Annotated in this window: 16 protein-coding genes, 2 tRNA genes, 3 rRNA genes and 6 pseudogenes; 10 read left to right on the top strand and 17 right to left on the bottom strand. The window is 38.4% G+C overall.

All coding sequences use genetic code 11. The features are described 5' to 3' along the window. Position 1 precedes the first annotated feature (1 nt). The 13 genes and pseudogenes from atpA to ACLKMH_RS02950 all read right to left on the bottom strand — a co-directional run bounded on the left by atpA (position 2) and on the right by ACLKMH_RS02950 (position 9,823). Positions 2-1,546, bottom strand: a pseudogene (gene atpA, locus ACLKMH_RS03010) (F0F1 ATP synthase subunit alpha). Positions 1,547-1,558: 12 nt separating this feature from the next. Beyond that, positions 1,559-2,092, bottom strand: coding sequence for a F0F1 ATP synthase subunit delta (atpH, locus tag ACLKMH_RS03005; protein WP_413700807.1), 534 nt, complete (start codon positions 2,090-2,092; stop codon positions 1,559-1,561). Between the two features lie 11 nt (positions 2,093-2,103). After that, the gene (gene atpF, locus ACLKMH_RS03000; RefSeq protein ID WP_413700806.1) at positions 2,104-2,574 is read right to left on the bottom strand and encodes a F0F1 ATP synthase subunit B; all 471 of its coding nucleotides are present in this window, start codon (positions 2,572-2,574) and stop codon (positions 2,104-2,106) included. A 39-nt stretch (positions 2,575-2,613) separates the two neighbouring features. Continuing rightward, entirely contained in the window at positions 2,614-2,871 is a 258-nt protein-coding gene (gene atpE / locus ACLKMH_RS02995; protein WP_413700805.1) for a F0F1 ATP synthase subunit C, read from the bottom strand. A 60-nt stretch (positions 2,872-2,931) separates the two neighbouring features. Further along, positions 2,932-3,753, bottom strand: a pseudogene (atpB, locus tag ACLKMH_RS02990) (F0F1 ATP synthase subunit A). Positions 3,754-3,897: 144 nt separating this feature from the next. Further along, entirely contained in the window at positions 3,898-4,146 is a 249-nt protein-coding gene (locus ACLKMH_RS02985; RefSeq protein WP_413700804.1) for an ATP synthase subunit I, read from the bottom strand. Positions 4,147-4,660: 514 nt separating this feature from the next. Further along, positions 4,661-5,562 (bottom strand): annotated as a pseudogene (locus ACLKMH_RS02980) (ParB/RepB/Spo0J family partition protein). 3 nt (positions 5,563-5,565) lie between these two features. After that, positions 5,566-6,370: pseudogene (locus ACLKMH_RS02975) on the bottom strand (ParA family protein). A 107-nt stretch (positions 6,371-6,477) separates the two neighbouring features. After that, positions 6,478-6,980: pseudogene (rsmG, locus tag ACLKMH_RS02970) on the bottom strand (16S rRNA (guanine(527)-N(7))-methyltransferase RsmG). A gap of 123 nt (positions 6,981-7,103) precedes the next feature. Then, positions 7,104-8,997 (bottom strand): annotated as a pseudogene (mnmG, locus tag ACLKMH_RS02965) (tRNA uridine-5-carboxymethylaminomethyl(34) synthesis enzyme MnmG). Between the two features lie 364 nt (positions 8,998-9,361). Further along, entirely contained in the window at positions 9,362-9,574 is a 213-nt protein-coding gene (locus ACLKMH_RS02960; protein WP_413700803.1) for a flavodoxin domain-containing protein, read from the bottom strand. Next, complete coding sequence (locus ACLKMH_RS02955) at positions 9,537-9,695, bottom strand: hypothetical protein (protein ID WP_413700802.1); 159 nt, start codon at positions 9,693-9,695, stop codon at positions 9,537-9,539. Before ACLKMH_RS02955 ends, ACLKMH_RS02960 begins: the two co-directional genes overlap by 38 nt. 5 nt (positions 9,696-9,700) lie before the next feature. Then, positions 9,701-9,823, bottom strand: a complete 123-nt coding sequence (locus ACLKMH_RS02950) for a hypothetical protein (RefSeq protein WP_413700801.1) — start codon at positions 9,821-9,823, stop codon at positions 9,701-9,703. A gap of 635 nt (positions 9,824-10,458) precedes the next feature. Between ACLKMH_RS02950 and ACLKMH_RS02945 the strand changes: the two genes are divergently transcribed. The 10 genes from ACLKMH_RS02945 (at position 10,459) to ACLKMH_RS02900 (ending at position 19,129) form a co-directional block, all read left to right on the top strand. Further along, positions 10,459-12,000 (top strand): 16S ribosomal RNA (locus ACLKMH_RS02945). A 174-nt stretch (positions 12,001-12,174) separates the two neighbouring features. Next, positions 12,175-12,251: transfer RNA gene (locus ACLKMH_RS02940), tRNA-Ile, on the top strand. 123 nt (positions 12,252-12,374) lie between these two features. Next, positions 12,375-12,450, top strand: a tRNA-Ala gene (locus ACLKMH_RS02935). A gap of 434 nt (positions 12,451-12,884) precedes the next feature. Beyond that, positions 12,885-15,774 (top strand): 23S ribosomal RNA (locus tag ACLKMH_RS02930). A 146-nt stretch (positions 15,775-15,920) separates the two neighbouring features. Then, a 5S ribosomal RNA gene (gene rrf / locus ACLKMH_RS02925) occupies positions 15,921-16,036 on the top strand. The 16S, 23S and 5S rRNA genes sit together here with 2 tRNA genes alongside, the layout of an rRNA operon. 1,004 nt (positions 16,037-17,040) lie before the next feature. Continuing rightward, positions 17,041-17,289: a hypothetical protein gene (locus tag ACLKMH_RS02920; protein ID WP_413700800.1), complete on the top strand. Its 249-nt coding sequence runs from the start codon at positions 17,041-17,043 to the stop codon at positions 17,287-17,289. Positions 17,290-17,304: 15 nt separating this feature from the next. After that, positions 17,305-17,496 carry a hypothetical protein gene (locus ACLKMH_RS02915; RefSeq protein WP_413700799.1) on the top strand — a complete coding sequence of 64 codons (192 nt, stop codon included), beginning with the start codon at positions 17,305-17,307 and terminating at the stop codon, positions 17,494-17,496. 250 nt (positions 17,497-17,746) lie between these two features. Beyond that, on the top strand, positions 17,747-18,016 hold the full coding sequence (locus ACLKMH_RS02910; RefSeq protein WP_413700798.1) for a hypothetical protein: 270 nt from the start codon (positions 17,747-17,749) through the stop codon (positions 18,014-18,016). A 41-nt stretch (positions 18,017-18,057) separates the two neighbouring features. Further along, the gene (locus ACLKMH_RS02905; RefSeq protein ID WP_413700797.1) at positions 18,058-18,870 is read left to right on the top strand and encodes an AI-2E family transporter; all 813 of its coding nucleotides are present in this window, start codon (positions 18,058-18,060) and stop codon (positions 18,868-18,870) included. After that, the gene (locus ACLKMH_RS02900; RefSeq protein WP_413700796.1) at positions 18,776-19,129 is read left to right on the top strand and encodes an AI-2E family transporter; all 354 of its coding nucleotides are present in this window, start codon (positions 18,776-18,778) and stop codon (positions 19,127-19,129) included. Before ACLKMH_RS02905 ends, ACLKMH_RS02900 begins: the two co-directional genes overlap by 95 nt. Before the next feature lie 10 nt (positions 19,130-19,139). Here ACLKMH_RS02900 and ACLKMH_RS02895 read toward each other — a convergent pair whose 3' ends face one another. From ACLKMH_RS02895 to ACLKMH_RS02880, 4 genes are all read right to left on the bottom strand, one after another. Then, positions 19,140-19,292 (bottom strand): helix-turn-helix domain-containing protein, encoded by a 153-nt coding sequence (locus tag ACLKMH_RS02895; RefSeq protein ID WP_413700795.1) that lies wholly within the window; start codon positions 19,290-19,292, stop codon positions 19,140-19,142. A 251-nt stretch (positions 19,293-19,543) separates the two neighbouring features. Further along, positions 19,544-20,482, bottom strand: coding sequence for a sigma-54 factor interaction domain-containing protein (locus tag ACLKMH_RS02890; RefSeq protein ID WP_413700794.1), 939 nt, complete (start codon positions 20,480-20,482; stop codon positions 19,544-19,546). 150 nt (positions 20,483-20,632) lie between these two features. Next, positions 20,633-21,526, bottom strand: coding sequence for a diacylglycerol kinase family protein (locus ACLKMH_RS02885; RefSeq protein WP_413700793.1), 894 nt, complete (start codon positions 21,524-21,526; stop codon positions 20,633-20,635). Beyond that, positions 21,466-22,248 carry a dual specificity protein phosphatase family protein gene (locus ACLKMH_RS02880; protein ID WP_413700792.1) on the bottom strand — a complete coding sequence of 261 codons (783 nt, stop codon included), beginning with the start codon at positions 22,246-22,248 and terminating at the stop codon, positions 21,466-21,468. The genes ACLKMH_RS02885 and ACLKMH_RS02880 overlap by 61 nt, the downstream gene beginning before the upstream one ends. Positions 22,249-22,296 lie beyond the last annotated feature (48 nt).

Genomic DNA, 22,296 nt, shown 5'->3' with positions numbered 1-22,296 from the left:
ATTACCAGGTTTGCGTTGCAACGAAAGATTCTAAAAGAGACTTAAATTGTCCTTCAATTTCTTTGTTGTAATCACCAGATGCATTAACTTGAGCATAAAATTCAGCATGCTCGTTTTTAGCGTAAGAGATAAGTGCTGATTCAAAGTCTAATACTTTTTCAACATCGACATCGTTTAAGAAGCCTTTCTCTGCGACGAAATAGTGATAACGCTTGTTCAACAACTGACATAGGAGCATATTGTTTTTGCTTCATTAATTCAGTTACTTTTTTACCATGATCAAGTTGTTTACGAGTTGCTTCATCTAAATCAGATGCAAACTGTGCAAACAGCCGCTAATTCACGATATTGCGCTAGTGCTGTACGAATACCACCAGAAAGCTTTTTAATTACTTTACACTGAGCAAGCACCACCAACACGTGATACAGAAATACCTGGATCAACCGCTGGACGAACACCATTATTGAATAGTTCAGTTGTTAAGAATATCTGACCATCAGTAATAGAAATTACGTTAGTCGGTACGAATGCCGAAACATCGCCCGCTTGTGTTTCGATGATAGGTAATGCGGTTAATGAACCTGTTTTACCTTTCACTGCACCTTTAGTAAAGGTTTCAACGTAGTTCTCGCTAACACGAGATGCACGTTCAAGTAGACGCGAGTGAAGGTAGAAAACATCACCAGGGTATGCTTCACGACCAGGTGGACGTTTAAGCAATAATGATATTTGACGATAAGCAACAGCTTGTTTAGAAAGATCATCATATACAATAAGAGCATCTTCACCGTTATCACGGAAGTATTCACCCATTGAACAACCAGCATAAGGTGCTAGGTATTGAAGTGCAGTCGCTTCAGAAGCAGATGCAACAACAACGATAGTATTTTCTAATGCGCCATGCTCTTCTAGTTTACGTACCACGTTTGCAATCGTTGACGCTTTTTGGCCAATTGCTACGTAGATCGAATATAAACCAGTTGATTTTTGGTTAATGATTGCATCGATTGCGATAGCAGTTTTACCTACTTGACGGTCACCGATGATAAGTTCACGTTGGCCACGACCGATTGGAATCATAGAGTCAATTGATTTCCAGCCCGTTTGTACAGGTTGATCAACTGATTTACGATCGATTACACCAGGTGCAATCACTTCGATTGGCGAGTAACCATCATTTTCTATCGGGCCTTTACCATCAATAGGCTCACCCATTGTGTTAACTACTCGACCAAGAAGACCTTTACCTACAGGCACTTCAAGAATACGACCAGTAGATTTTACCTTTTCACCTTCTTTAAGGTCACGGTAAGGTCCCATTACTACTGCACCTACTGAGTCACGCTCAAGGTTAAGTGCCATAGCAAAGTCGCCATTCGGTAATTCGATCATTTCACCTTGCATACACTCAGCAAGGCCGTTGATGCGAATAATACCATCGCTTACAGAAACGATTGTACCTTCATTTCGCGCTTCACTTACCGCTTCAAATTTTCCAATTCGTTGCTTGATCAGATCGCTAATTTCAGTGGAATTCAGTTGCATGCTAATTTCCCATTAAGATTGTAAAGTATTTGAAAGACGCTTTAACTGACCAATAGCACTGCTATCAATCACCAAATCACCCGCTGTAATTACCATTCCGGCAACCAGCGATTTATCAATACTACAATTTAGGTTTACTTTTCGTGCGAGGCGTTTTCCAAGCGATTCACTTATTTCACTTTTCTGTTTTGCAGAAAGTGCATACGCAGATATAACGTCAACGTCAATCTCCATATTTTGTGCAGTTTCTAATTCAGAAAAGAGCAAAGCTACGCTAGGTAAAATGCTCAAACGTCCATTTTCAGCCATTACTTTAATGAAGTTCTGTCCATGCTCATCGAGTTGGCCATCACAAACACTAATAAACAGGTTCACTAACTCTGTTGCTGTTGTCTCACGTACTAAAATTTCCGACATAGTGGGGTTATTTACCACTTCAGCAGAAAAATTTAACATTGCAGACCAAGCATCTATACACTTGTTTTCTACAGCAAATTCAAAAGCGACTCTTGCATAGGGACGAGCTACGGTAGTCAATTCAGACATAAGCTCAATCCTTATAGTTCAGTAACCAATTTATCAATAATGTCGCTATTAGCGTCTTTATCAATAGTACGCTTAATAATTTTTTCTGCACCAGCAATTGCAAGAGTAGCCACTTGTTGGCGTAACTCTTCGCGTGCACGGTTGCGTTCGGCTTCTATTTCAGCTTCTCCTTGCGTAATAATTTTATTACGTTCAGTTTCACCTTCACTTTTAGCTTCATCAACTATTTGCGCACCACGTTTATTAGCTAGTTCAACAATTTCAGCGACTTTAACTTTTGCTTCTTTGAGTTGCTCAGTAGCTTTAGCTTTTGCTAGCTCAAGATCTTTTCCTGCACGTTCAGCCTGTGTTAGACCATCAGAAATTTTCTTCTGACGTTCTTCGATCGCCGCTATAAGTGGCGACCACACATATTTCATACAGAACCAAACAAAAAACGCGAATGCGATTGCTTGGCCTAATAGGGTTGCGTTGATATTCATAACGGCTCCTTAATAATATAGGTTAATTAAGATCCGGTATTACGCAGGTAGCTGACTTAGGAATGGGTTTGCGAATACAAAGAATAATGCAACACCAACCGCAATCATAGAGATCGCATCTAGTAGACCAGCTACGATGAACATTTTAGTTTGTAAAGCAGGACCTAATTCAGGCTGACGAGCAGTCGCTTCTAGGAATTTACCACCTAATAAAGCGAAACCTACAGCAGTACCAAATGCGACAAGACCGATCATAAGTGCAACAGCGATAGCCGTAGAGCTGATAATAGTTTCCATTTTTTTCTCCGAAAAGTGTTAGTTATTGAAATTGATTAATAAAGTTTTGTTTTAAAAAAATTAGTGATCTTCATGCGCCATACTGAGGTAAACAATCGTCAACATCATAAATATAAAGGCCTGTAGCACGATAACCAAAATATGGAAGATAGCCCACGGCACAGAAAGTGCTCGCTTGCGTCCACCAAGGCATCAATGCAATCAGAATAAAGATCAACTCACCTGCGTACAGGTTACCAAACAAACGAAGTGATAATGAAATCGGCTTCGCAATCAATGAGATTGTTTCTAGTAAAAAGTTTACTGGAATAAATGCCCAATGATTAAAAGGTTGCAGAGTAAGTTCTTTTACAAAACCACTCACCCCTTTGATTTTGATAGAGTAAAAACAATCAATGCAAATACACTTAAAGATAAACCAAAAGTGATATTAAGATCGGTTGTTGGTACTACTTTCAAATAAGGGATACCTAATAACTGCTTGGCGACTTCTGGAATAAAGTCAACAGGAATTAGATCCATAAAATTCATTAAGAAAATCCAAATGAAAATTGTAAGAGCTAACGGTGCAATAAGAGGGCTTCGACCATGAAAAGTCTCTTTAACCGAATCATTAGCAAACTCAACCACCATCTCGATGAAGCATTGAAGTTTACCTGGAACACCATTTGTTGCTTTTTGTCCAACCTTGTAAAAAGTAAACAAGAATAGAACACCTAAGCCAACTGAAAACAGGAGTGAGTCAATATGCCAAGTCCAAAAACCAGCATCCGAACAAGCATAGTTAAATGCAATATCACCATCTACCGTACACATTTTTGCGTTAGTAAGGTGATGTTGGATATATGCTGAAGAAGTTAATACTTCATCTTTAGCTGTCATTTTTCATCCCGTTATTATTGTAAAAAAAGAGAGGTGCTAGCCACTGCGATATAATTAATAGTGAAAATGAAATATAAAAAGCAGTTAATGATAAAGCTCCATATTTCAAAAACAAAACTAATAAAATCACAGTTAAAAAGAGCTTTATAGCCTCTCCAGCGTAAAACCCCTAAGTATTAATTTCGTTTTTCTGGCACCTGCATGTGCAAATGTCATTAATACAAAAATAAGATTAGGAAGCAGGAAGGTGAAACCTCCAGCTAATGCCGAATAACCGGATTTAACTGAAAAAAGCACCGTTGAAATCAGTGTCAACATCAACACGATTAGTAATTGAAAACCTACCAACTTCAGCCCAGACTTCTGACCTTTTTTTGCTAGTTTATCAACCACTACGATTTCCTTTTATTATCTAATCTGCGACATTAAAAATTCATTATTAAAAGATTAATAACTCAGACTAAAACCTGCGCAAATTATACCGACAAACCGACTCAATGCAATATGGAGTAAGTGTAAAGAATCGATAAGTTATAATATTGTTAAGGAACCAACATTTTTATCACAGAGAAGTTGATTGCGATGACAATAAAAATAAATTACACCCTATGTAATAAAAGCACAATAAAATCAGGGGTATTTATTGATCTAGATTAATTACCATTATTAATGTGCTATTTTTATAACTAAAGCGTAATTTACTTTCAGCTTGTTTAAGCCTAATCGAATAATTGATTAAGTTATGCTTAAATGACTGATAATTTAAATGAAGCTACAAAATAATTTATGGAAAGTGGTGTTGTTAAAGTTAATAAATTAACATTGAAATATGTTGCGTTAATTGCAAATTTTTATATAAAAAAAGATGCAATTAATATAGAAATGATGATGTTTTTTTGCAGAAAATTTATTCTATAATTGAAATTAAAGCGTCTAAATCTGTTAGTGCTTTATAATTAATCACTAATTTTCCTGCGCCTTGTTTTCCCGTTTTAGCAGTAACAGAAAGTCCTAATTTATCTTGTAATACTTTAATGAGGTGTTCTTCTTTCTGATTAATAACTGGTGCTTCTTTTTCTACTGCTGGAGTCAGTGATTTTTTAACTAAACGTTCTGTTTCTCGAACAGTGAGCCCTTTTTTACCACCTCTTTTGCTAAATCAGATTGTAAAGATCCGCTACAACTTAATAATGATCTACCGTGGCCCATATCAATATCACCCTGTTCTAGTAATATTTTTACATCATCATTTAAGTTATTTAAACGCAATAAATTACTGACTGTAGTACGAGACTTACCAACTGCATCAGCAACTTCGTTATGCGTGAGTTCAAATTCTTCTAATAAGCGTTTGTATGCAATCGCTTCTTCCATTGCATTGAGGTTTTCTCTTTGTATATTTTCGATCAAAGCAATGGCGATAGCCGCATTATCTTTTACATTTTTTATAATACAAGGGACGTTATCTAAACCCACTAATTTAGCGGCTCTCCAACGGCGTTCACCCGCTATAATTTCATATTTTTGATGACCGGTTTCTCTAACTACGATCGGTTGGATAATTCCCTGTGCACGAATAGAGTTAGCTAATTCATCTAACGCTTGCTCAGACATATCGCGACGAGGTTGATATTTTCCTGGTTCTAATTGGTTAATATCAAGATCTTGTAATGCCCCTTTCTCATCATCGATAAATTGCTGTGTTTTTTGTGCATTATAATCATGAGAAACTTGCTTATTGCGGTTTTCAGTACTGCTACTGAGTAAAGAGTCTAAACCTTTACCTAAACCTCTTTTTTTACCTAACATGTTTTATCCTACTTCCGTGTTTTCAACACTTAATGCTTTACGTTGTTCTTCACGACGTAACATCTCACCCGCTAAAGCAAGATAAGCTTTAGCGCCATTTGATGATTTATCATAATACATAACTGGTGCTCCAAAGCTTGGTGCTTCAGCTAATCGAATATTACGCGGAATGATAGTACGATAAACTTTATCGCCAAAATGTTTTTTAAGTTGATCTGAAACATCTGAAGAAAGTCGATTACGTGGATCATACATAGTACGTAAGATCCCCTCTATTTTGAGCTCTCCATTTACAACAGCGACAAGTTTACTAATGGTATCAACTAATGCTGTTAATCCTTCTAAAGCATAATATTCACATTGCATTGGTACTAATACTGAGTCAGCGAGCACTCATTGCATTGATAGTTAACATATTTAATGAAGGAGGGCAGTCAATAAAAATATAATCGTAAAGATCTTTATAATTAACTAATGCATTATGCAAACGCATTTCACGTGAGAAAAGTTGCATTAATTTTACTTCTGCGACCGTCACATCACTATTTGCCGCAACGAGATCATAACCGCCAGATGTTTCTTTTTCTACAACTTTAGTCAAAGGCAGATCATCTATTAATAGATCATAAGCACTATGAGCAACTTCGTATTTATCAATACCACTACCCATTGTTGCATTACCCTGAGGGTCTAAATCAATCAATAGTACTTTGCGTTTAGTTGCCGCCATAGAAGCGACAAGGTTAACACAGGTGGTTGTTTTACCCACACCACCTTTTTGATTTGCAACTGCAATTATTTTACCCACAGACTACCTACTTGAATTAATTTGTTATTACACCAACCACGCAGTATTCATCATTAGGACTTAAAAACTGCATTATTTTTTATTTACATACCATATTAAATAATCAATTATAAAGCACGTTCTACTTTCACTAAACAACGATCGCCTTCAAGGTTAGGAACCCTTAAAGCGATCGTTTCAATAAATTTAAACTTTTTATCGAGGGTTAATATTTCTTGCTCTGGAAATTGACCTTTTAAAGCAAGGAAATGTCCCGATTCATTTGGAAGATGCTGACACCAAAAAGCATATCTTCTAATGAAGCAAAAGCACGGCTTAATACCACATCAAACTTTTCGCTTGGTTGATATTCTTCAACTCGACTTTGAACAAATTCGACATTTTTTAATCCTAATTCTAATACAGCTTGTCTGATAAAACGTAACCGTTTTCCGAGACTATCAAGTAAAACAAACTGTTTGTCTGGATTTAAAATGGCTAATGGTAATCCTGGTAATCCTGGACCTGTACCAACATCAATTAAACGCTTGCCCTGTAAGTAAGGTGATACAACTATGCTATCCATAATATGTTTGATCAACATTTGTTGTGGATCTCTAACAGAAGTCAGATTATAGGCTTTATTCCATTTTACGAGTAATTCAACTAATTGAACTAGTTTATTTTGTTGCTCATTAGAAATATTTAATTCTGTTTGAGCAAGCATTGCTTGAAGTTGTTCTAATAAACTCATTTATCCAGCCTTACGTCTTAAACCATTTTTCTTTAAATATATTAATAAAATAGATATAGCGACGAGGTGTTATGCCAGAAATCCGAGAAGCTTGACCAATACTTTCTGGTTTAATTTCAATAAGTTTACTAACAACTTCATTAGATAAACCTTTTACAGCTGAATAATCAAAGTCATGCGGAAGAACTGTATCTTCGTAACGCTTTAATTTCGCAATTTCATCAAGTTGTCTATCAATATAACCTTGATATTTAATTTTAATCTCGACCTGTTCTGCAGACTTGTACATTTTTAATTGCAGGGCCTAAACCTTCAATGTTCATCAGATCTTGATAATTAACCTCTGGACGACGGATCATTGCTTCTAATGTACTTTCACGTTGCATAGGTTGTTTTAATAATGCATTTATTTGTTCTGCATTTACAGAATTAGGATTAACCCAATGATCTTTTAAACGCTGACATTCTAGATTTATCGCTTCTTGTTTTTCACTAAATGCTTTCCAACGAACATCATCAACTAACCCTAACTCGCGACCTTTTTCAGTTAAACGAGCATCAGCATTATCTTCGCGTAATAATAAACGGTATTCAGCACGGCTAGTAAACATACGATAAGGTTCTTTAGTACCTAGTGTTGATAGATCATCTACTAAAACACCGACATAGGCTTCATCACGACGAGGGCACCAACCTTCTTTATCTTGCGCTTGTAATGCAAGCATTTAACCCTGCTAATAAACCTTGTGCACCAGCTTCTTCATAGCCTGTTGTACCATTAATTTGGCCAGCAAAAAATAACCCAGAAATAAATTTACTTTCTAAAGTGGATTTTAAATCACGAGGATCAAAATAATCATATTCAATAGCATAACCAGGTCTTGTTACAAATGCGTTTTCAAAGCCTTTCATTGAACGAATAAACTCAATTTGTACATCAAAAGGTAAACTCGTTGAAATACCATTTGGGTAAACTTCATGTGTTGTTAAACCTTCAGGTTCAACAAATATTTGATGCGATTGTTTATCTGCAAAGCGCATGATTTTATCTTCAATAGAAGGGCAGTAACGTGGACCAATACCATCAATTACACCAGTATACATAGGGCTTCTATCTAAATTTTTGCGAATAATATCATGTGTTTTCTCATTGGTATGAGTGATATAACATGGAATTTGTCGTGGATGCTCACTTTTATTACCTAAAAACGAAAAGGTAGGAATTGGTGTATCACCATGTTGCACTTCTAAGTTCGAAAAATCGATAGAACGAGCATCAATTCGAGCAGGCGTACCTGTTTTTAAACGTCCAGTACGAATTGCTAATTCTTTTAAACGTTGTGCTAATCCTATTGAAGCAGAATCACCCGCACGACCACCACTGTAATTTTTTAAACCAATATGTATTAAGCCATTTAAAAAAGTACCAACGGTTAATACCACGGTTTTAGCTGAAAACTTAACACCCATTTTGGTTATAACACCAGTCACTTGATCATTTTCAACAATTAAATCTTCTACTTCTTGTTGAAAGATTTTTAAGTTTTCTTGGTTCTCTAATTTTTCACGAATAGTCGCTTTATATAATAAACGGTCAGCTTGAGCACGGGTAGCACGAACAGCTGGTCCTTTACTGGCATTAAGGGTTCTAAATTGAATACCACCTTTATCAATTGCATTTGCCATTAAACCGCCAAGTGCATCAATTTCTTTGACTAAATGTCCCTTACCAATGCCACCAATGGCCGGGTTACATGACATTTGGCCAAGTGTCTCAATGTTGTGTGTTAATAATAGAGTGTTCATGCCCATACGTGCTGATGAAGCATACCGCTTCTGTACCTGCATGGCCACCGCCAATAACAATCACATCAAAATATTCGTGGTAATTCATTTTCTTTCCAAAATAACTGTAAAAATAAAAAACATATTTTACCTACTTCCATTCAAATATGACACAACTAAGATCGAATCATTAGTATTAGTATTATATATAGATCTTTAAAGATCTTTTATTACTACACTTATTAAGCAAACGTAATTATGTGTAAAACCGGTATTATATTCTACAGATCAAGATCTTAAATTAGATCTTGATCTGTGTGCAATTGTGGATCTAATTGGGTTTAACAATGGGGTATTTTAGCTGTTTATACACAGGTAAAATTAACCACAGGTTTGCACATAGGTTAAACATATTTCGTTAACGACTTATAAATACTTTATGCACAAACCTCTGTGGACAAGTAATTTGTGGATCAATCAATAATTTCATTTAGATCTTCTATTAAAAGCGGGATCCAATCGACCACACGATCTTCGGGCATGGCATATTCAACAACATCGACTTCTAAACGATCTCCGATACGTCGCGCTCCCATTTCCTCTAGAATATAATCAAAGTTTTTAGTCGCTTCGCAAAAAGTATCATAATTAGAATCGCCAATACCGACTATTGCATAACGAACCACCTGATAAAGGAGCGTTAACCTGTTGCAATTGTTCTACAAAGTCTTTGAAGTTTTCAGGGTAGTCGCCTGCGCCATGGGTAGATAAGAATACCAACCAAATTTGTTCTTCCTGTAAAGACATTTCATTTAAATCTGGTTCAAGATGTAAATCAGTATCAAAAAAGCCTCTTCTAATAGAGTTTGTGTCGCTTCTGCTACATATTCGGTACCACCTAAAGTGCTACCAACTAAAATCTGTATTTGACTCATTTTTTATCTCCAATAAATTTTCTCTACTATATAGGAAAAACGAAATTGGAAAAATGCTTAAAAATTACTTCAAAAAAGCGAATAGTTTTATTTTAATATATAGACTTACTTCAATTTTTTGGGCAATTAAACATCAGATTGTTTAGTTATTATTCGTTCAGTCAATATTTTAAAATAAAGCACAATAAAAGCTTGCCAATGCTTTCTCAATCCCTATAATGCGCACCCACAGACACGGCGACTAACGAAAGTTACTTACTAAGTCTAGAGCCAACAAATGCTTAGCATTTGTGTCAAAAATTAAATAATTTAATTTATTGACAAGGTTCATGGTTAGCGTATTATACGCACCTCGCCGAAAGGCACGCTCTTTAACAATTTAATCAAACAATCTGTGTGAGCATTGATAGGGTTGTATTTGCGCAAGCAAAAACAACCGTCGCTAGATGAATCGCGAAGCGAATCATCGGTAAGCCGGTTTCAAAATAGTCCTTCGGGACAAAAAGAATCAATATCAATGACACACGAATTAATTCATTAATTCAGAATAACATTGTACTTCGGTACATAGTTTTAGTCAGTAATATTGAGTCAGGTTGCATTCTTCTTCGAAGAAAACAACCACATTAAACTTTAAATTGAAGAGTTTGATCATGGCTCAGATTGAACGCTGGCGGCAGGCTTAACACATGCAAGTCGAACGGTAACATTTCTAGCTTGCTAGAAGATGACGAGTGGCGGACGGGTGAGTAATGCTTGGGAACATGCCTTTACGTGGGGGACAACAGTTGGAAACGACTGCTAATACCGCATAATGTCTTCGGACCAAAGCAGGGGACCTTCGGGCCTTGCGCGTAAAGAGTGGCCCAAGTGGGATTAGCTAGTTGGTAAGGTAATGGCTTACCAAGGCAACGATCCCTAGTTGGTCTTAGAGGATGACCAGCCACACTGGAACTGAGACACGGTCCAGACTCCTACGGGAGGCGCAGTGGGGAATATTGCACAATGGGGGAAACCCTGATGCGACCATGCCGCGTGTGTGAAGAAGGCTTTCGGGTTGTAAAGCACTTTCAGTGGGGAGGAAAGGGTATTAGTTAATAACTGATATCTGTGACGTTACCCACAGAAGAAGCACCGGCTAACTCCGTGCCAGCAGACCGCGGTAATACGGAGGGTGCGAGCGTTAATCGGAATTACTGGGCGTAAAGCGCGCGTAGGTGGTTAATTAAGTCAGATGTGAAAGCCCCGGGCTCAACCTGGGAACGGCATTTGAAACTGGTTAACTAGAGTTTTGTAGAGGGTGGTAGAATTTCAGGTGTAGCGGTGAAATGCGTAGAGATCTGAAGGAATACCAGTGGCGAAGGCGACCACCTGGACAAAGACTGACACTGAGGCGCGAAGGCGTGGGGAGCAAACGGGATTAGATACCCCGGTAGTCCACGCAGTAAACGATGTCTATTAGAAGTTTGTGGCTATATGCCGTGGGTTTCAAAGCTAACGCATTAAATAGACCGCCTGGGGAGTACGGCCGCAAGGTTAAAACTCAAATGAATTGACGGGGGCCCGCACAAGCGGTGGAGCATGTGGTTTAATTCGATGCAACGCGAAGAACCTTACCATCCCTTGACATCCAGAGAATCACCAAGAGATTGATGAGTGCCTTCGGGAACTCTGAGACAGGTGCTCGCATGGCTGTCGTCAGCTCGTGTTGTGAAATGTTGGGTTAAGTCCCGCAACGAGCGCAACCCTTATCCTTACTTGCCAGCGGGTTATGCCGGGAACTTTAGGGAGACTGCCGGTGATAAACCGGAGGAAGGTGGGGACGACGTCAAGTCATCATGGCCCTTACGGGATGGGCTACACACGTGCTACAATGGCAAATACAAAGGGTTGCTAACCTGCGAGGGTATGCGAATCTCATAAAGTTTGTCGTAGTCCGGATCGGAGTCTGCAACTCGACTCCGTGAAGTTGGAATCGCTAGTAATCGTGGATCAGAATGCCACGGTGAATACGTTCCCGGGCCTTGTACACACCGCCCGTCACACCATGGGAGTGGGTCGCACCAGAAGTCATTAGCTTAACCTTCGGGATGGCGATGACCACGGTGTGGTTCATGACTGGGGTGAAGTCGTAACAAGGTAGCCCTAGGGGAACCTGGGGCTGGATCACCTCCTTACGTAACGAAACTGCTATTAGTGCCCACACAGATTGTTTGATTAGAATGTAGAGAGTTGTATAAGTAAAGATACTTGCTCCTAGCTCAGTTGGTTAGAGCGCACCCCTAGTTGGGTAAAGAGCGGTGAGGTTGGCTTGATTTTTTCAAATCTGCCCAGACCCGCCAAATCGACTTGGGTCTGTAGCTCAGTTGGTTAGAGCGCACCCCTGATAAGGGTGAGGTCGGCAGTTCAAATCTGCCCAGACCCACCAAAATCGAACTAACTCTTCGTTAAATTAAAGCTCGTTTAGAAATGACTAAACTTCGCTTCAATTTGCCTTGATTTAATCCGATTTGCCACCGAGTTGATTAAGTACTTATACAAAAACCATGTTGGGGCTATAGCTCAGCTGGGAGAGCGCCTGCCTTGCACGCAGGAGGTCTGCGGTTCGATCCCGCATAGCTCCACCACTTCATTGAAGTGACCTAACATGACACAGAAGCCTTATATAAGTATCACTACTTACATAAGGCTTTTTTTAGCGAAAAAGCCTGCTCTTTAACAATTAGGAAAGCTGATAAAGTTCTTATTTATCGCACAATAACAATGACACTTTAGTGTTGATTGGTGTGGTAAATATAAACGAAATTTTACGTTTCATTTATGAAATGTAAATTGTTCTCAATTATTAAAACTTAGGTTTTAGTAATTGTAATCAAGCAAAATAAATAGTTCTTTTTTCACGTAGTGAAATGAGAACAGTACGTATCCTGAATGAACAAAACAACGTTCATTCTCGGTGCACGAAAAACGAATGTGTTTTTCATAGTAAAATATGAGGATCGCAAGCGTCTTGGAAACAACCTACAAACAATAAGTATTTTAAAATTCTTAGAATTTGTATGGTTAAGTGAATAAGCGTGCACGGTGGATGCCTAGGCAATTAGAGGCGATGAAGGACGTGGTAATCTGCGATAAGTCCAGGGGAGTTGATAACAAGCGTTATATCCTGGAATCTCCGAATGGGGCAACCCGGCACTTAGTGTCATCTGTATGTGAATACATAGCATATGGAAGCGAACGAGGGGAACTGAAACATCTAAGTACCCTTAGGAAAAGAAATCAACCGAGATCCCGAAAGTAGCGGCGAGCGAAATCGGGCCAGCCCTTAAGCTAGATAAAAGTTAGTGGAATGCTCTGGAAAGTGCAACGGTACAAGGTGATAGTCCTGTACACAAAAACTTCTACTTAGTGAAAACGAGTAGGTCGGGACACGAGAAATCCTGACTGAATATGGGGGGACCATCCTCCAAGGCTAAATACTCCTAATTGACCGATAGTGAACCAGTACCGTGAGGGAAAGGCGAAAAGAACCCCTGTGAGGGGAGTGAAATAGAACCTGAAACCGTGTACGTACAAGCAGTAGGAGCCGACTTAGTTCGGTGACTGCGTACCTTTTGTATAATGGGTCAACGACTTAATTTCAGTAGCAAGGTTAACCATTTAGGGGAGCCGTAGGGAAACCGAGTCTTAACTGGGCGAATAGTTGCTGGGATTAGACCCGAAACTTGGTGATCTAGCCATGAGCAGGTTGAAGGTTGAGTAACATCAACTGGAGGACCGAACCCACTAATGTTGAAAAATTAGGGGATGACTTGTGGCTGGGGGTGAAAGGCCAATCAAACCAAGAGATAGCTGGTTCTCCTCGAAAGCTATTTAGGTAGCGCCTCATGTATCACTGTTGGGGGTAGAGCACTGTTTAGGCTAGGGGGTCATCCCGACTTACCAACCCTATGCAAACTCCGAATACCAACAAGTGCAATCATGGGAGACACACGGCGGGTGCTAACGTCCGTCGTGGAAAGGGAAACAACCCAGACCGCCAGCTAAGGTCCCAAAGTATATGTTAAGTGGGAAACGATGTGGAAAGGCTTAGACAGCTAGGATGTTGGCTTAGAAGCGACCATCATTTAAAGAAAGCGTAATAGCTCACTAGTCGAGTCGGTCTGCGCGGAAGATTTAACGGGGCTAAACATATCACCGAAGCTTGCGGACGCATATTTATATGCGTGGTAGAGGAGCGTTCTGTAAGCCGTTGAAGGGAAAGGTGTAAACCATCCTGGAGGTATCAGAAGTGCGAATGTTGACATGAGTAACGATAAGGGAGGTGAAAAACCTCCCCGCCGGAAGACCAAGGGTTCCTGTCCAACGTTAATCGGGGCAGGGTGAGTCGACCCCTAAGGCGAGGCCGAAAGGCGTAGTCGATGGGAAACGGGTTAATATTCCCGTACCCTTTATTATTGCGATGGGAGGACGGAGAAGGCTAGGTGGGCCTGGCGATGGTTGTCCAGGTTCAAGTGTGTAGGTAGGTGACTTAGGTAAATCCGGGTCACTATATACTGAGACACGATGTCGAGGCACTAAGGTGCTGAAGTCATCGATGCCATACTTCCAGGAAAAGTCTCTAAGCTTCAGATAATAAAGGATCGTACCCCAAACCGACACAGGTGGTCAGGTAGAGAATACCAAGGCGCTTGAGAGAACTCGGGTAAAGGAACTAGGCAAAATGGTACCGTAACTTCGGGAGAAGGTACGCCTTTGACGGTGATGAGACTTGCTCTCTAAGCTGTTAGAGGCCGAAGATACCAGATGGTCGCAACTGTTTATTAAAAACACAGCACTGTGCTAAATCGCAAGATGACGTATACGGTGTGACGCCTGCCCGGTGCCGGAAGGTTAATTGATGGGGTTAGACTTATGTCGAAGCTCTTGATCGAAGCCCCGGTAAACGGCGGCCGTAACTATAACGGTCCTAAGGTAGCGAAATTCCTTGTCGGGTAAGTTCCGACCTGCACGAATGGCGTAATGATGGCCATGCTGTCTCTACCCGAGACTCAGTGAAGTTGAAATCGCAGTGAAGATGCTGTGTACCCGCGACTAGACGGAAAGACCCCGTGAACCTTTACTACAGCTTAGCAGTGAACTTAGAGCCTACATGTGTAGGATAGGTGGGAGGCATTGAAGACAGGTCGCTAGATTTGTTGGAGCCAACCTTGAAATACCACCCTTGTATGTTTTGAGTTCTAACCATGGCCCCTGAATCGGGGTTTGGGACACTGTTTGGTGGGTAGTTTGACTGGGGCGGTCTCCTCCCAAAGCGTAACGGAGGAGTACGAAGGTTGGCTAATCACGGTCGGACATCGTGAGGTTAGTACAATGGTATAAGCCAGCTTAACTGCGAGACAGACACGTCGAGCAGGTACGAAAGTAGGTCATAGTGATCCGGTGGTTCTGAATGGAAGGGCCATCGCTCAACGGATAAAAGGTACTCCGGGGATAACAGGCTGATACCGCCCAAGAGTTCATATCGACGGCGGTGTTTGGCACCTCGATGTCGGCTCATCACATCCTGGGGCTGAAGTCGGTCCCAAGGGTATGGCTGTTCGCCATTTAAAGTGGTACGCGAGCTGGGTTTAGAACGTCGTGAGACAGTTCGGTCCCTATCTGCCGTGGGCGTTTGAGAATTGAGAGGAGTCTGCTCCTAGTACGAGAGGACCGGAGTGGACGAACCGCTGGTGTTCGGGTTGTCATGCCAATGGCATTGCCCGGTAGCTACGTTCGGAATCGATAACCGCTGAAAGCATCTAAGCGGGAAGCGAGCCTCAAGATGAGTTCTCACTGGAGATTTAATCTCCCTAAAGGGCCGTTGGAGACTACAACGTTGATAGGCAAGGTGTGTAAGTGCAGTAATGTATTGAGCTAACTTGTACTAATTACCCGTGAGGCTTAACCATACAAACTCTAAGCATTTTAAGTGTTTGAGATTGTTCCAAGAGATGATAATAGTTCATCAAAAAAATACGTTTGTGATAAACATATTTTACTAAGATATTGCAGATTATAAAAAGAACAAGAAACAGCTTTCTTAATTAAGTTTTTGCTTGGCGACAATAGCACTGTGGTCCCACCTGATCCCATTCCGAACTCAGAAGTGAAACGCAGTTGCGCCGATGGTAGTGTGGGGTTTCCCCATGTGAGAGTAGGTCATCGCCAAGCGCCTAATACCGATAAACCCCATCCTTCGAAAGAAGGGTGGGGTTTTTTCGTTATTATGTCTTTTGAATTGACCTACTCACACATGGGGAAGATTGATAGCCTGCCGATACGCTCTTCCTTTTGGACAGCAGAAAAGGATTGATAATCCTTTTTGAGATGAATTGCTATTATGAGTGCCCAACGCAGATAGTGATAGTAGGGTGAGTTTGCCGAAGGCAAGTGGACGAACAATGTCCACCCATCGCCAAGCGCCTAATACGAGCAATCCCTGTTGACTTTGTCAGCAGGGATTTTTTCGTTTTAGAGTTTTAGTGCGAGGACCTACGTAGAGAGTAGGGCGAGTATCGCGACATCGATTTGTCACGAGCGGAGGAGCTCTGCGACGACTTTCCATCGCCAAGCGCCTAATACCGATAAAACCCATCCTTCGAAAGAAGGGGGGTCGTTATTACATCTTTTGAATTGACCTACTCTCGCATGGGGAAGGTTGATAGCCTTCCGATAAGCTATTCCTCTTGGACAGAATAAAAGGATTGATAACCCTTTTTGAGATGACTTTCTACTTTGGATGCCCAGTGCGACTAGTGATTGTTAGCGGCGATTTTACGCCAGTATAGTGTCATTAGCGGGTAAAAATCTGCGTGCCCTGGTGATATAGCGTCAGCGATGGTTTATGAGCCTAGGAGTTCCACGACGACTTTCCATTGCCAATATTCTTAACCCTCAAATATCCGAACAATATCTATTGACCCTGCCTGTATCGATTTCTTCGTTTTAACCTTTTTATTTGTTAATAAATAAAAACTACAACTGAGTAGTTTTTACATTAATACATATTTTTCTTTGTAATAACTACACAAAAAATTAATGAAACTTATTTAATCGAAAAATAAGTTCAATAAATCAGTACCTTAAATATTTGGCACGCCTTTCGCTATATATTCCAATATCAAAGCAAAATATTTACAACTTGCACTAATAATCATTAATTAAGGAGAGTTAACATGCCAGTATCACGAACTAAAACTCAAAAACCTCAAGAAAAAATGGAAGACGCTTATCATTTAGCTGAAGAAGCCGCATCTGAAACAGTTAATACTATTAAGAATAAGGCTAAAGATTCGCTAGATGAAGGTTCTGATAAAATTAAGAGCGCAACAGACCAAGCTGAAAATATCATTAAAGAGCGTCCACTGGTAAGCATTGGTCGCGCCTTTTTGGCTGGTTGGGCAATTTCTAAGCTTATTAAGTAATAGAGGTATTATCCAATGGCTAATATCAATAAAGAGGATGAAAGTAATACTAAAACCTCAGAGCAGATAGAAGGCTTGTTAAACTCATCTGAATTTAATATTAAATTTGCTGAGTTTAAGGATATTTTTAATAAATTTTATTTACTTACAAAAGAGATGGGTAGTTGGTCTGAATCAACTGCTCAGCTTTTTTACTTGAAGTGTTAAGAAATTTATCAGCTACTTATAAAATATTCTTTTGTCAAATTTTATTTATCCCTTTATTAGTCATTTTTATTCTCAGTTTATGTATTTTTTGGAATTGTTGGATATAGCTTATATGACAACCTTATTATTGCCTTTGGCATTTTCTTAACTTCTTTATTTATTTTTCTAGTTTTTCTTACATATTTGCAAAAAAAGCTAAGTGTATTTTTAGGGTTTAGAGAAACTATTTCACAGGTTAAGGAGGGGCTTGATGTCATCATTAAGGCAACTAAATAATCAGATTAAATTAAAACGAGTTGAAAGCAAATTATCAATCAGGGAGTGTGAATTAAATTTAAAACAACTTTTGTTTTCTGTAGATAAAAAAGTAAATAAAAACCCTGTTGAGACTATGTTAGTTGTTATGGTCGCTTCATTGTTTGCTAATAAATATAAAAAACGCACAAAAACTATTTATTCATTGTTTTCTTTTAGTCGAGATCATTATCTTCAATATGCACGAAAAAATAAAACAAAATAATAATATCAGCCTAGATCACATACAATAAAGGAAGTTTTATTTTGGATAACAATATAGTTAAACCTCAACAAGCAGATCACTCTAATATTAAAAGTTTATATGTGGCTGGCTTTTGGTTTTTATTTTCTGTTTCTATATTAGCTATTTTTTATTTTGCTAAATCAATATTACTTCCGATCATCATTAGTACTTTTATTGCTTTGTTATGTAGTCCCTTGGTTAACTATTTGGTCAAAATTAAAATACCTCGCCAATTAGGGGTAGTAAGCATCATATTTATCATTGTTGCTATCTTATCTAGTGGTGCTAATTTATTTACCGAACCTGCCCAACAATGGTGGAATAAATTACCGACACTTGTTAAAGATTTATCACACGAAGTGACAAATGCAACTGAAAGTACGATAAAAAGTTCTGGGACCGATGATGTATTTGTTAATCAAACAAATGTTGGTGAGTTTCAAAGTAATACTGTTATTTCTTTAATTAAAAGTATTGCCATAGCGACACCCACTGTCATTACCCAACTTATGATGTCTTTATTCATGGTATATTTTTTATTAAGTTATGGACGTTCTTTATTTATTGGTATGTTAATGCAATTTGATGGTTTTTCTAACAAACGCAAAACTGTTGAGTTAGCTAGAACCATTCAAAGATCTTTGTCTCGTTATATCAGTACTGTTACTTTAATTAACATGTTTCTTGGATTAATTGTTGGGAGTATTCTGTTTTTTTCGGTATCGATGACCCATTTTTATGGGGGCATTTGCAGGAGTATTAAATTTTGTACCTTATATTGGCCCTCTTATATCTATGGTTTGTTTTGGTGTTATTGCCTATGTGCAATTTGATTCTATGAGTTACGCATTTATTATTATATCTACGTATTTATTTATTAATTTGCTTGAGAGCCAATTTGTTACTCCAACTCTATTAGGACGAGGTTTTAACCTCAATCCATTAATTATATTTATATGGCTTATATTATGGGGCTGGTTATGGGGAAGTATGGGTATGTTAATTGCTGTTCCTTTATTAGTTTGTTTAAACACTTTACTGGAACGTTTGGATCTTTTTGGTAGGGTTCACCTAATTCTTAGAGCTAGGTGAGTGTTTTTATCTACGATACTTCATATTTATCGAGTTTGTTATAAAGTGTTTTTACGCTAATCCCCAAATCTTGAGCTGTTTTTGTTTTATTACCTTCATTATTATCTAAATTACTGACAATAGCCGCTTTTTCAATATCAACTAATGCGACGCCAAGTGGCACTAACTCTTCATATTGGTCGTTGGTTTCTATTGTTGGAGTTTCTGAAATTATATGCTCTTCTTTTATTACATCATCAGAAACTATAAAGGCTCTTTCAATTGTATGTTTTAACTCTCTAACATTACCAGGCCAGTCATAGGCCCCTATTTTCTGTAATGCGCCTTCTAAAATTGTTTTAGTTTTTCCTTCTCTTGCATTTTGGTGTGCAATGAAATGTTTTGCTAAACCAGTAATGTCACCATTTCTTTCTCTTAAGGGGGAACTTGTATTGGAAAATGCGCTAAACGGAAATATAAATCTTCTCTTAATTCCTGCTCGTCTATTGCGGTCTGAGGGTCTCTATTGGTTGCCGCAATGATACGAACATTGGCCAAGTGTACATTTTGCCCTCCTACTTTTCTATATTCACCTGTTTCTAATACTCTTAATAATTTTACTTGATGCTCAATTGGCATTTCTGTTATTTCATCAAGAAACAGCGTTCCTCCTTCTGCTTGTTTAAATACACCTTCATGAGATTTATCAGCCCCAGTAAAAGAGCCTTTGTTGTGTCCAAATAATTCACTATCGATTAATTCAGGACTAATTGCTCCACAGTTAATGGCAATAAACGAATTTTGATTGCGTTCACTTGCTTGGTGGATTGTTTGCGCTACAAGCTCCTTACCTGCACCACTTTCACCAATAATGAGTACTGAAGCATCGGTTTTTGCTACACGCCTTAGTGTTCGATAAAGTTTATGCATCGGTTTGGATGAACCAATCAATAATCCAAATTGATCCAAGTCGCTAGTTGATACTTTTTTTCCAGGAGTGCTTTTAGGTAATTGATATTGGCGAACATCTAATAATGTATCAGATAAAACTTCCATATCGACGGGCATTCGATAGTGAAAAATGGCACCTAATTGCATTAACTTGTCCAAGTTATTGTTAGGAGCACCTGAACTAATCAAAATTAAATCCATTGTATTTAAAGCATCAAGCTGAGATAAAGCTTCATAATCGGATGTTGTAAATTGATTAATACCAACGATTGCTATATCTGGTGTTGTTAAATCTATTTGTGATATCCAATCTTCTTCTGGCTGTAATTCGATAATATTAAAATGCAATAATTCCGTATTACTCAATATAGATTGACGCAATAATTCGTTTTGTACACTTAATAATAAGCTTAATTTATGCATTAATTTTTCTCACAATTACGAATCAACATCCTAAGGTAGGATCTTCATAATCGCGGTGAAAATTGGATTTGTCAACTTTATATTATATTAGGGTTACATAATTGTTTATTCCTTTAACATGATTACTTTTATTAAAATAATTTTATTAGGTTAGGGAACTCGCACATTCAGTGATGAAGGAATCATCTCTATGTTAATAAATTGTGAAGAATAATTTTCGCCATCCACGACGTAATCAATTGAACTATCAGATGTAATAGTCACTTTATCGCCAGAAAAATATTTAAATTGTGTCGCTGTTTCTTTTATACCAATACTAGATATGGCTAAATCTGATAAAGCAAAAAGTTTTTCTGGAAGAGAATCGGTCTGCTCTAAGTAAGTGATATGTAATTTTCCGTCATTTGGTTCTGGAGTGTCTCCTCCATGGGCTAATAGTGTGCTAAATGGTGCTGTATTTGCGATCACTAAACTTTGCACATCAAGCTTTTGATAAGGTTGTTCATCTAATTTAATATTTAGATGTTGAGTTTGATTATTTGCAACCACTGCTTTAAAAAATCCTGTTAGATAAGCCAGTTGTCCATGTTCATTTTTGTTCTCTCGATTAGCAGATTCAATCATTTTTTGCTCAAAGCCAATTCCCATGACAAGAAGCATTAAATTATCGTTACATTTTGCTGTGTCGATACGTTGCACATTTTCTGACAATATAGCCTTACATGCTGTTTCGACAGGAGATACTTTGGTTTCTAACCCATATAAAACGTGGCATAACGCATTTGCAGTCCCAAAGGGAACTATGCCAAGTGAAATATCGGAATGAATAATTTTACCGGCCACTTCAGTGATGGTGCCATCACCACCACAAACAATAATATTTTTGACTCTATCTTGCTTAGCTTCATCTGTTAACATTGATGCTGATATTTCTTTTGTTGTCATTTGTATTTTCAAACGATATTTAGTTGTTAGTTCTCTAATTAATTGCTGTTTGTATTGTTGCCATTTTCCTCCCCTGAGACAGGATTTACTATCATCCAAGTTGGATCTGGTAATTGTAGTTGTTTTTGATTACTGATAGCACTGAGTATCTTATATTGCTTATTATTTAATTTAGCTGAGCTTCGAATGGTATTTATATTTTTTAGTGCTTGATCTACGGTTAATGTAGGATCTTTACTCAACAAGTAAGCCGCCATAACAAAAACAGATCGACCACGACCTAGGGCACAATGTATGACAACGGAGCGTGATTGTGATACTTGAGTATCTATCCAGTATAAGGCGTGACGTAATTTTCGGAGTGATGGGGTTTTGTGGTCTAAAACAGGAATCGTTAAATAATCGAAATGCTTATCTGTCATTGCACTTTCTAATCCTGAAAATTCAGCGGTGACATCAACAATACATTCGATTTTTTGTGATTTTAGATAATCTAAATCTGACGGCAACAAACGTCTTGATAAAAAAAGGTGATCAGTTATTTTTTGTATAGGGGGGACATCGTCCTTTTTTATTGCCCATATATTATAGGCTCTGATACCCAGTAAAAAAGGAATAAAAGCCCAGCGTACCCACCAAATTATTTTCCCATCGTTGTTTTTTCTAAAAATAGAAGGGGTATCAAAGATATAAGCAAAACTGACTATCATTAAGGATAGTGCTGTCCAGGAGAATACGATTTTCAGTATTAAAATTGGAATAAACCATGCCAATGCTAAACTCAGTAATACGCTTAATAAATAAAATTTAGTCATAAACATAGTCATTCCTTAAAAAGATAAATTAATATAAATAGATACCCTGAATTA

Source organism: Psychromonas sp. KJ10-10 (genome assembly GCF_047323245.1).
GTDB lineage: Bacteria > Pseudomonadota > Gammaproteobacteria > Enterobacterales > Psychromonadaceae > Psychromonas.
The sequence above is the reverse complement of the archived record's forward strand: the minus strand, read 5'-3'. Positions and strand labels throughout refer to the sequence as shown.

Coding starts and splice junctions, on each gene's coding strand:
- atpH (WP_413700807.1), bottom strand. CDS start 2,092: ATGTCTGAATTGACTACCGTAGCTCGTCCCTATGCAAGAGTCGCTTTT.
- atpF (WP_413700806.1), bottom strand. CDS start 2,574: ATGAATATCAACGCAACCCTATTAGGCCAAGCAATCGCATTCGCGTTT.
- atpE (WP_413700805.1), bottom strand. CDS start 2,871: ATGGAAACTATTATCAGCTCTACGGCTATCGCTGTTGCACTTATGATC.
- ACLKMH_RS02955 (WP_413700802.1), bottom strand. CDS start 9,695: ATGTCTTTACAGGAAGAACAAATTTGGTTGGTATTCTTATCTACCCAT.
- ACLKMH_RS02950 (WP_413700801.1), bottom strand. CDS start 9,823: ATGAGTCAAATACAGATTTTAGTTGGTAGCACTTTAGGTGGTACCGAA.
- ACLKMH_RS02920 (WP_413700800.1), top strand. CDS start 17,041: ATGCCAGTATCACGAACTAAAACTCAAAAACCTCAAGAAAAAATGGAA.
- ACLKMH_RS02915 (WP_413700799.1), top strand. CDS start 17,305: ATGGCTAATATCAATAAAGAGGATGAAAGTAATACTAAAACCTCAGAG.
- ACLKMH_RS02910 (WP_413700798.1), top strand. CDS start 17,747: ATGTCATCATTAAGGCAACTAAATAATCAGATTAAATTAAAACGAGTT.
- ACLKMH_RS02900 (WP_413700796.1), top strand. CDS start 18,776: ATGGGGGCATTTGCAGGAGTATTAAATTTTGTACCTTATATTGGCCCT.
- ACLKMH_RS02890 (WP_413700794.1), bottom strand. CDS start 20,482: ATGCATAAATTAAGCTTATTATTAAGTGTACAAAACGAATTATTGCGT.
- ACLKMH_RS02880 (WP_413700792.1), bottom strand. CDS start 22,248: ATGTTTATGACTAAATTTTATTTATTAAGCGTATTACTGAGTTTAGCA.